This window comes from Blastopirellula marina DSM 3645 (assembly GCF_000153105.1).
Classification (GTDB): Bacteria; Planctomycetota; Planctomycetia; order Pirellulales; family Pirellulaceae; genus Blastopirellula; species Blastopirellula marina.
Genome location: NZ_CH672376.1, coordinates 284230 through 293659, shown reverse-complemented (window position 1 = coordinate 293659; position 9430 = coordinate 284230). Strand labels below are relative to the sequence as shown.

Below are 9430 nucleotides of genomic sequence, written 5' to 3'. Positions count from 1 at the left end.
TCGCCAGCCGCATTCCATCGGCTTGCGCCTCTGGCTAGTGTGATGATTTCCGGCTGGTTCTGGCCCTGTTTTACGGTTCTTTACTCATGTTTGATTGTTTGTGAATTGCAAATAGCGCAACTTCAAAAAGCGCCAGCAAAGGAAATGCGGCCGGAAGCAATGTAGAGAACACGGCCCGACCACGGATCCAACTTCGCAACTACTGCTCCAACGTTGGCATCTCCTAGTGCGCCGCATTCCCAGGGCTGCGTCACTTCGTGACTCCATTGCACCATCCCGAATACTTGCGAAGGCCCCTTTGGGCATGGACGATCGCCAATCTTTGTCGATTGACAAAGCGCACGGATCAGGGGTCCACTATCCACGAAATCCCGATCCAACCAACAACGATGATTCGGCGGCCGAGAAGGCCGACTTGAGGGCGTATTGCTGCGCGCGGGCCATTTCCACACCGACCGATCAACCAAATCGCCAGTGCGGTAGCGGTAGGGTGGGTGGAGCAAGCGAATTCCGGCGCCCAATTTCAATCGACATCGCCGCTTGCACAACCCACCGATGACGCCGTGTCGGCAAGCAGGTTTGGTGGGTTACGCAAACCGGTCATGTCGATCGAAAATGGTTTAATCGATCTCGGTTTTGCTCCAACCACCCTACGATAATTCACACATCGCGGTCCAGTCCTGTCCAAGGTTTCAACCCGAAAAACAGCGGTCCAGTCCTGTCCAAGGTTTCAGCCCCAAAAACAACGGTCCAGTCCTGTCCAAGGTTTCAGCCCCAAAAATAGCGGTCCAGTCCTGTCCAAGGTTTCAGCCCCAAAAATAGCGGTCCAGTCCTGTCCAAGGTTTCAGCCCCAAAAACAGCGGTCCAGTCCCATGGTCCAACCGAAAATGCTGCGGGCCGTTTGTCACAAAACGCCCCCTTGAGCAAGCGAAGAATAATGGTGTTCCTCGGCAGCGCGCACAAAAAAACGCGTCCCGTGCGGAACGCGTTCTTCGTGTTGGATTGTGCAGGGAGCGAATGCTATTTCTTTTCGATCGCTCGCTTCAGCGCGGTCCCCATATCGGCCGGGCTTTCGGCGATTTCGACGCCGGCGGCTCGCAGTGCGGCGAACTTTTCGTCGGCGGTTCCCTTGCCGCCCGAGATGATCGCGCCGGCATGACCCATCCGCTTGCCGGGAGGCGCGGTACGTCCGGCGATGAACGCGGCGACCGGCTTGTCGACGTTGGCTTTGATGAACTCGGCCGCTTCCTCTTCGGCGGTGCCGCCGATTTCGCCCATCATCATGATCGCTTCGGTCGCTCCGTCCGCTTGGAACATCTTCAGCAGATCGATAAACGAGGTTCCGACGATCGGATCGCCGCCGAGACCGACGCAAGTCGACTGGCCCAATCCCAAGCTGGTCAGTTGCCAAACCGCTTCATAAGTGAGCGTACCGCTGCGGCTCATCACGCCGACCGGGCCCTTCTTATGAATGTAGCCCGGCATGATGCCGATTTTGCATTCCTCCGGCGTGATCACGCCGGGGCAGTTGGGTCCGATCAAGACCGAGTCAGAAGCTCGCACTTTCTCGTAGACCGGAACCATGTCGAGAACCGGGACCCCTTCAGTGATCGCGATGATCACTTTAATTTTGGCGTCCAGCGCTTCGAGAATCGCGTCGGCCGTACCAGCCGGCGGCACAAAGATCATCGTCGCTTCGCAACCGGTCGCGGCGACCGCTTCTTCGACGGTATCCCAAACCGGCAAGCCTTCGACCTGTTGGCCACCTTTGCCCGGCGTTACGCCGCCAACCATTTTGGTGCCGTACTCCAGGCACCCCTTGGTATGGAAGCCGCCGACGCGGCCGGTGATCCCTTGGCAAATGACCTTCGTATCTTTGTTGATCAGGATGCTCATTGGAACAGCTTCTTCTGGAGGTGTTTTAGCCTAAGGAGTTTTTAATCGTCGTAGGGTGCGTCGCGACCCAGCTTTTTCATATCTCGGAAGTCAATATGGGAGACGAATATTGTCGCCAACCACATTCCCTCGGCTTGCGCCTCGGGCTAGTGTCCAGATCGTCCGTGATCGCCTAGGCGACCGACGCGACAACTTTTTTCGCGGCGTCGGTCAAACCGTCGCCGATGATGATCGGGATGCCCGACTCGGACAGGATCTTGCGGCCCTGCTCGACTTCGGTTCCTTCCAAACGGACGACCAACGGCACGTTAAAGCCGACGCTCTTGTAGGCTTCGACCACCGCGGTGGCGATCGTCGTGCAACGCATGATGCCGCCAAAGATGTTGACCAAGACCGCTTTCACGTTCTTATCGGCCAGCAAAATGCGGAACGCCTCGGTGACTTGATCAACGTTGGCGCCGCCGCCGACATCGAGGAAGTTCGAGGGTTCGCCGCCGTGCAGCTTGATGATGTCCATGGTCGCCATCGCCAAACCGGCGCCGTTGACCAGACAACCGATGTTGCCTTCGAGCTTGACGTAGCTGAGCCCGGTGTCGGCCGCTTTGACTTCGGCCGGCTCTTCTTCCGACAGGTCACGCAGTTCGACGATCTTCGGATGACGGAACAAGCCGTTGGTGTCGAAGTTCATCTTGCAGTCGAGTGCGATCATGTCGCCCGAGCCGGTGATGACCAACGGGTTGATCTCGAGCAGGCTGCAGTCGGTGTCGACGTAAACCTTGCAGAGACCTTGGATAAACTTGTAGGCGCTTTTGATCGTAGCGCCTTCGATGCCCAGCTTCTTGCAAAGCTTGCGAACCTGGAATGCGTCAGGACCGCGGGAAGGATCGAAATGCTCTTTCAGAATCAATTCGGGGCTATGGGCGGCGACCTCTTCGATTTCGGTCCCCCCTTCGCTCGACATCATCAGCACCGGCTTGGCGGCGGCGCGATCCAACACGATCCCCATATAGAGTTCGCGGGCGATGTCGCACCCTTCTTCGACCAAGACCTGGCTGACCAGTTTCCCCTCGGGGCCGGTCTGAATGGTGACCAGCTCTTTGCCCAGCAATGCGGCGGCGACCGCTTTCGCTTCGTCGGCAGATTTGACGAGCTGAACGCCGCGTTGGTCGGCGTTGTCTTTTACCGTCCCCTTGCCGCGTCCGCCGGCGTGGATCTGAGCTTTGACAACGGCGATCTTGCCGCCGAGCTCTTCGTAGGCCTTGGCCGCCTCTTCAGGCGTCTTGGCGACGATGTTGCGCGGGACGGCGACGCCTGCGTCGCGGAGAAGCTGCTTCGCCTGGTATTCGTGAATTTTCATCGACTAAATCCGACTGAGTCGAGGCGTCATGGTGCGGTAAAAGCCGGATTATCGATTCAGAACGAAACAGGGTCAACCATAGCGCTTTTGTGGTTGATGAACCTGAAGGGTTTTTCATGAAGGAGAAAGCAAGTGGTTTTCCGCAGGCCGTACGAGGGGGATTCGCTCGGCAAACGTAAGGTTTAGACGCCGAACGGGGTGGTTCGTTTGATCGGACGCAAAGCGGCCGTCAAAGCAATCATCGAAAAAACAAAACCGGCGAAAATCAGGCAGGATTGGATGGCGAGCATTTTAAAAGTCTCCAAACTTGGGGGAAGTTGGCAGACTTATTAGGCGATAGGCGTGCCAAATCCTTCGGAGGCGAAAAAACCCGGAATACCAGCCTTAAATCTTATCCAGACTACCACCAGGGGCCGATAAACAACCAATCGCGTCAGCTAGCAGTTGTCGATATGACTTCTCTCTTCGCGATGTGAGACAAATTCGCGACACGCGACACAAGAAACGCCTAGACCCAATGCGACCGCAGCCGAACAATGACATCGCCAGCTTAAACGCCATGCCGAACTGCGTTCCCCCGCCGAGTCGGAGATCATGATGCGCAGCCTGCTAATAATCGTCGCCATCGCGGCCGCCCAGGTCGGGATTTACTTCTGGCGACTACGACCAACGGAGTTTGAGTGGGGCAGCCTGACTGGCGTCGCCCTGATGACGTTGACCCTGGTCTTTTGGTCAGCTGTGCTGCAAATCGCTTGGCGTGATCCATCCCCTGCCTCGCCTCGGCCGATCTCGCCGGAGCCGGGCAACAAAAACTGGCGGCCGCTGAACCGATTGACTATCGCCGGGTTTTTTGCGCTGCTGGCGATTCACGCGTCGATCGTGTTGTTTGCCTGGACGACCTACGATGGCCAGCAACAGCAAAATCGCTTGGTCGACGGCATTTATCGCGCGGTAAGCAATGGCAGAATGGCCGAGATGCGCGGGCTGGCCGCCCATGGCTGTCGCTTCAACGATCGCATCGATACGGCGGATCCCTTGATTCACACCGCCAATCAACCGGAGGTCGCCGAGTATCTGGTCGACCATGGGTCGGACGTGAACGCCAGAAACGGCATCGCCGAGACGCCGCTGATTCAGTCTTCTCGCTACAAGCGATCGCCAGACTTGATCCGCGCCCTGATCCGACATGGCTCGGAAGTAAATCTAATCGATCGCGCCGAAGACTCGGCGCTTGACTGGGCGGTGCGTCATGGAGAACTGGAGACGGCGCAAGAGCTGCTTGAAGCCGGCGCTAATGTAAACCGGCTCAGTCCGTCGACCGACAGAACGCCGCTGGATGAAGCGATCTTCCGCGGTAATGAACCGATGATCGAGCTGTTGAAAAAAGCAGGCGCCACCCCTTCGCCAGATGCATAGCCGCATGCGGCGATCGACAGGCGCAGCCTTCGCGTTACTTCGGAATCGCCAGCCGTCGGTTCATCAGCAAGAACCAGATCGCCAACCCGCCAAAGGTGACGCCGGCCGTTAGCATGACGTTCCAATCCATATAGCAGCCAAACCCGATCAAGGCGCAAAAGAGAATGAGATACGACATAAGCTATCCGCGTCCTGAAAAGTGACAATTGTCCACTAGGAAACTTGTCATACGGACGCGGCAAGTCAAATCGTTACGAGCGGGATTTTCCGAAAAATCATGCCCTGCAACGGCTGACCTGGCTACGGACGCTGGGCGTTTAGCGGGCGATAGTATCGGCTCTCGCCTCGCAAGATCTGATGGTAGATGCGGTAATGATCGATCGAACGCTTAACATCGTTCGGACCAACCGGCTGCAGCTGCGGATCAAGAAACGAAAGCTTCTTCGCGATGCGGTCGCTATAGACGTCTCCGTCGCGCGCCCCCAAGTAGGCCAAGTCCAACTTCGGCAGATCTTCGCCTAGTCGGCTCTCGACCAACTGAGCCCGGATGATGACCGGTCCCGGCCGACCGCTGGCGAAGTCGCGCGAATGTCGCACATGACTCACCGGTAACAAGACGCCCTGTTGTCGCTGGTAGGTATTGAAAAACCAATCGTCGACCAGCGTTTCGTCCCCCCGCTTTTGCGTGATTCGCCGTGTTACCAAAGAGCACCCGGTCGCGAGCGAAAAGATATCGATCGTGCGATAGGGCGAGTCGGTCGGTTCATGCCGCATCACCAAAAAATGGTGGTCGCCGGTTTGATCAATCTGGGCGGCGACAATGCCTTCGGTCTCCTCATTACTCAGTTCTTCGATTCGCTTGCGACAGATGTCGATCACGTTGCTGCCGGCGACCGAAATGAAGAGCGCCCGCGGATCGGCCAGCGGTCCCATTGCGAACGGCCGCATCGGTTCGACCGGCTTATGGCGAACGATTCTGCGCGGCAAGGGAGAATCGGCGGGGATCGCCGCTTTGTCAATCCGCTGCGGATCGCGGGGAAGCGTACGCAGCCCCAGCACTTGGTTGGGGCCTGCAATGATCTCCACCAACTGTTGGGCTGGGATGATGGTCGACCTGGTGTCCAATCGCCGCGGCAGATGGAACAGCCGCGGCGTCTGGAGCTGCACATACTTGTAGTAACAAACGTCGGTCAAAAAATTGGTCGCAAACTCGACATGCGCGGTCGTTTCGCCGAAACCGACCTCGGCGATCCGCGTCCCATTGGGGCGTAGCCCGACGACTCGGCGATACTCTTTTTGAAACAGCTGGTACTTGCCTCGCCAGGTGGTCAGCTTGGCTTTATTCGCCGTTTGCTCGGCGATGATTCGCTGTAGATATTCGATGGTTTGCAACGGGCTGAGTTGGCTGGTGCGAATGTCTGTCAGCTTCGCTTCCAGCTGGTTGGCGAACGCTGCGGTCGCGCCTGCTTGCGGCGTTGGCTGCACCACATCGGCCGACGCGACGCTGCTCCAGAGCAACAAGAAGCAGAGGGAGATCGAGGATTTCATGCGGGTAACTCTTTACAGTTCGCTCTCTATCGTCTTGCGGCCTTGGCCCAAACTCTCATCCGCGATTGGGCCTCTTCACTAGGCTGAAAGTCTTTCCGCTCAACCAATTGAAAATCGCGATCGATGACAAGGACTGTCATCGGCCTTGCTTTCCAGCAACAGGCCACCACGTATGGAGCGAGAGAATCACCGCTTCTCACCTTTACTTATACTGGCCAGACCGCCGCCGCGGCAAACTTATTCCTGGGACGAAAAAAGGCGCCAGGAAAACTTCCTGACGCCTGAATCTCTTCCGCTCAACTCTGCGTATTCGCGCTTACGGCTTCACCGCGTAAACCTTCACGCTCGCCGCGTACTCATTGATGTCATATTTCTTCAGCAGTTCGGTCAAACGCTGATGGATACCTGGTTCCAGCGGAGCTTCATTGCCGCCGCAGCAACCGGCGTCGATAATCGCCAGCGGATCGTCGCTCATGGTGGGTGAGCAGCAGCCGGCCTGATTGTCGACGCTGGCGTAGGCGTTGAGATCGGCCTGGTCGTCGACCACTTCGACCGCGGCGAAACCGGCGTCGAGCAGACCTTGGCGATAATCGGCGATCGGAATCGCTCCTCCGATGCAACCGACCAGCGCCGAGATATCGCCTGCCAACTCTTCCGGCAGAGGCTTTTTGAGCGCAATGTCACTCACCGCGACACGTCCGCCGGACTTCAAGACGCGGGCAATCTCTTGGAAGACGGCCCCTTTGTCATCGGCAAGGTTGATCACGCAGTTGCTGATCACGCAGTCAACGCTGTTATCATCCAGCGGCATCGCGTCGATCGTCGCCAAGTGAAACTCAACATTCGTCAGCGGCGGGTTACTGCCGGCGGCGTTCTTGTTCGCCAGGTCGATCATTTGCTGCGTCATGTCGATGCCGATCGCTTTGCCGGTTGGGCCCACTTTCGCCGCCGCCAAGAAGACGTCAAGACCGCCGCCGCAACCGAGATCGACGACCACTTCGCCGGCGCGCAGATTGGCGGTGGCCGTCGGATTGCCGCATGACAGCCCCATATTGGCGCCGGCCGGGATCGAACTAAGTTCGGCGGCCGAGTAACCGAACGCCTCGGCGATCGCTTTGACGCCTGCATGTTCGCTGGATAGGCCGCTGGTCGCAACGGCGCCATAGTTCGACTTGATTGCAGCGGTGTTTTCGTTGGTCATTCTGTTCCCCTTTGAGTCGAATTAGGCCGTCGGCAAGTAGCCCAGAATTTTGGTTTTGATCTCGTCGCGCACGCGGCGGAACATCAACATCTTTTCCTCTTCATCACCGGTCGCGTCGGCCGGATCATCAAAGGGCCAGTGCAACGTTTGCTTGGCGCCAGGAAAAACCGGACAAGCCTCTTTGGCGTTGTCGCAAACGGTCACAACCAGATCAAACGGCTGGTCGGCGAACTGGTCGACATGCTTGCTTTCGTTAGACGAAATATCGACGCCCAGCTCGCTCATCGCGCGAATCGCCAGCGGATGCACGTAGCCAGAAGGCTTGGAACCGGCCGAATCGGATTTCCAGGCGCCTTCGCTCAAAGTCTCGAACAAAGCTTCGGCCATCTGCGAACGACAAGAGTTGCCGGTGCACAGAACTAAAACGCGTTTCATCAATCGTGCTCCTATCTTAATTGTCAGACTGAAATTTATTGAATGGCCGCCGACAACGCCAGCTTGGCCATCGACAGTTGATAGCAATGTTCAAACTGGGGACAGCGGCGACAAGCGTTCCATTGCTCATGATTCACGACGACCCGCTTACCCGATGTCACCAATCCGCCCGACTTTTGAATCTCCACTCCCAGCGCCTTCCCAGATACGGTTCTGCCGGTCGGCAAATGAAGTACGTCGGGAAACATCTTCGAGTAGCATTCAGGAAGTTGCTGATTCTCCATCACATGGCTCCCTTTGTCGCCGTGACCGGCTCGGACGATTGGCTCGCAAACGACGTCTGCGTTTTGACGCAAAACCGCACCAACATCAGCATCAACGGCACTTCGATCAAGACGCCGACAACCGTCGCCAGCGCGGCGCCGGACGACAAACCGTACAACATCGTCGCCGTCGCGATGGCGACCTCAAAGTGATTGGAAGCGCCGATCATGGCGGTGGGCGCCGCGTCTTCGTACGAAAAATTCATCCATCTAGCGACGGCGTATCCCACGGCGAAGATCAAGATCGTCTGCAGCATCAACGGGATCGCGATCCAGACGATCGTGAGCGGGTTGCCCAGAATCACTTCCCCCTTCAACGAAAAGAGGAGCACCAATGTCGCCAACAAAGCGGTGATCGTAACCGGGGTCAGCCAATGCAGAAACTTCTCTTCAAACCAGGCTCTTCCTTGGGTGCGAATGATCAAGATCCTTGATGCATAGCCGGCCGCCAGCGGCAATGCGACGTAGACCGATATCGACAACAGCAACGCCTGCCAAGGCACGGGAAGCTGACCGACCCCCAGCAGAAAACCACCCAAGACGCCGTATAGCAATAACATGGTCAGCGAGTTGATCGCGACCATCACCAGCGTCAAGCCATCGTTGCCGCGGGCCAAATATCCCCAGACCAACACCATGGCCGTGCAGGGAGCGATCCCCAGCAAGATGCAACCCGCGAGATAGCTGCGCCACAAGGGAACTTGCAGCATTTTGACTCCGTCCACCAAGACGACGGTTCCTGATCCATAGACATCGCCTTCGACCAGGCTCACGCCTAACGGCGGTTTGACGAGATCGACGGCATCCTCCCCAATCAGCGGCAGAAACAGGTATCCCAGAAAGAACAACGCAATCGCGTACATCGTGAACGGCTTAACGCCCCAGTTGAGGAGCAGCGTCAACCCGACCGGCTTCCAAGCTTTGCCGGCCTGAACGACTTTGGCGAAGTCGATCTTCACCATGATCGGATACATCATAAAAAAGAGACAGAGCGCGATCGGGATCGAGATGACCGGCGCATCTCCTACGTAAATCGCCATTTGATCGAGCGACTGAGCGACGCCTGGGGCCAATTTACCCAGCAGTACGCCGCCGCCGATGCAGAGCAAAACCCACACGGTCAAATATCGCTCGAAGAAGCCGATTCCCTTCGACGGCTGGTCACCGCAACTTTCAGAATTCATGTCCATATCAATTCCAATTCACTTGCTTCTCGGGACACTATATTCGCCCAAGCGAATGTATAAATTAAAA

9 protein-coding genes are annotated in these 9430 nt (G+C 57.1%); 1 reads left to right on the top strand and 8 read right to left on the bottom strand.

Annotated elements, in window-relative coordinates; genetic code table 11:
• Positions 1–1020: 1020 nt before the first annotated feature.
• Together sucD and sucC are read right to left on the bottom strand one after the other, a co-directional pair.
• Complete coding sequence (gene sucD / locus DSM3645_RS02850; RefSeq protein ID WP_002650509.1) at positions 1021–1896, bottom strand: succinate--CoA ligase subunit alpha; 876 nt, start codon at positions 1894–1896, stop codon at positions 1021–1023.
• Positions 1897–2068: 172 nt separating this feature from the next.
• On the bottom strand, positions 2069–3253 hold the full coding sequence (gene sucC, locus DSM3645_RS02845; protein ID WP_002650508.1) for an ADP-forming succinate--CoA ligase subunit beta: 1185 nt from the start codon (positions 3251–3253) through the stop codon (positions 2069–2071).
• 594 nt (positions 3254–3847) lie between these two features.
• Between sucC and DSM3645_RS02840 the strand changes: the two genes are divergently transcribed.
• Positions 3848–4669 (top strand): ankyrin repeat domain-containing protein, encoded by an 822-nt coding sequence (locus DSM3645_RS02840; protein ID WP_002650506.1) that lies wholly within the window; start codon positions 3848–3850, stop codon positions 4667–4669.
• 34 nt (positions 4670–4703) lie between these two features.
• On the opposite strand, the gene DSM3645_RS30380 is transcribed toward DSM3645_RS02840, so the two are convergent.
• The 6 genes from DSM3645_RS30380 to arsB all read right to left on the bottom strand — a co-directional run bounded on the left by DSM3645_RS30380 (position 4704) and on the right by arsB (position 9366).
• Complete coding sequence (locus DSM3645_RS30380; RefSeq protein ID WP_002650505.1) at positions 4704–4847, bottom strand: hypothetical protein; 144 nt, start codon at positions 4845–4847, stop codon at positions 4704–4706.
• A 122-nt stretch (positions 4848–4969) separates the two neighbouring features.
• A complete protein-coding gene (locus tag DSM3645_RS02835) occupies positions 4970–6217 on the bottom strand; it encodes a hypothetical protein (protein WP_002650504.1) in 1248 nt (415 codons plus the stop codon).
• 316 nt (positions 6218–6533) lie between these two features.
• Entirely contained in the window at positions 6534–7418 is an 885-nt protein-coding gene (locus tag DSM3645_RS02830) for a methyltransferase domain-containing protein (protein ID WP_002650502.1), read from the bottom strand.
• Positions 7419–7439: 21 nt separating this feature from the next.
• Entirely contained in the window at positions 7440–7853 is a 414-nt protein-coding gene (locus DSM3645_RS02825; RefSeq protein ID WP_002650501.1) for an arsenate reductase ArsC, read from the bottom strand.
• Positions 7854–7888: 35 nt separating this feature from the next.
• On the bottom strand, positions 7889–8137 hold the full coding sequence (locus DSM3645_RS02820; protein ID WP_002650500.1) for a hypothetical protein: 249 nt from the start codon (positions 8135–8137) through the stop codon (positions 7889–7891).
• A complete protein-coding gene (gene arsB, locus DSM3645_RS02815) occupies positions 8137–9366 on the bottom strand; it encodes an ACR3 family arsenite efflux transporter (protein WP_002650499.1) in 1230 nt (409 codons plus the stop codon). Before arsB ends, DSM3645_RS02820 begins: the two co-directional genes overlap by 1 nt.
• Positions 9367–9430 lie beyond the last annotated feature (64 nt).

What these genes read in the sequence shown, in the direction of transcription:
- sucD (WP_002650509.1), bottom strand. Translation starts at nt 1,896, where the DNA reads ATGAGCATCCTGATCAACAAAGATACGAAGGTCATTTGCCAAGGGATC.
- sucC (WP_002650508.1), bottom strand. Translation starts at nt 3,253, where the DNA reads ATGAAAATTCACGAATACCAGGCGAAGCAGCTTCTCCGCGACGCAGGC.
- DSM3645_RS02840 (WP_002650506.1), top strand. Translation starts at nt 3,848, where the DNA reads ATGATGCGCAGCCTGCTAATAATCGTCGCCATCGCGGCCGCCCAGGTC.
- DSM3645_RS30380 (WP_002650505.1), bottom strand. Translation starts at nt 4,847, where the DNA reads ATGTCGTATCTCATTCTCTTTTGCGCCTTGATCGGGTTTGGCTGCTAT.
- DSM3645_RS02835 (WP_002650504.1), bottom strand. Translation starts at nt 6,217, where the DNA reads ATGAAATCCTCGATCTCCCTCTGCTTCTTGTTGCTCTGGAGCAGCGTC.
- DSM3645_RS02830 (WP_002650502.1), bottom strand. Translation starts at nt 7,418, where the DNA reads ATGACCAACGAAAACACCGCTGCAATCAAGTCGAACTATGGCGCCGTT.
- DSM3645_RS02825 (WP_002650501.1), bottom strand. Translation starts at nt 7,853, where the DNA reads ATGAAACGCGTTTTAGTTCTGTGCACCGGCAACTCTTGTCGTTCGCAG.
- DSM3645_RS02820 (WP_002650500.1), bottom strand. Translation starts at nt 8,137, where the DNA reads ATGGAGAATCAGCAACTTCCTGAATGCTACTCGAAGATGTTTCCCGAC.
- arsB (WP_002650499.1), bottom strand. Translation starts at nt 9,366, where the DNA reads ATGGACATGAATTCTGAAAGTTGCGGTGACCAGCCGTCGAAGGGAATC.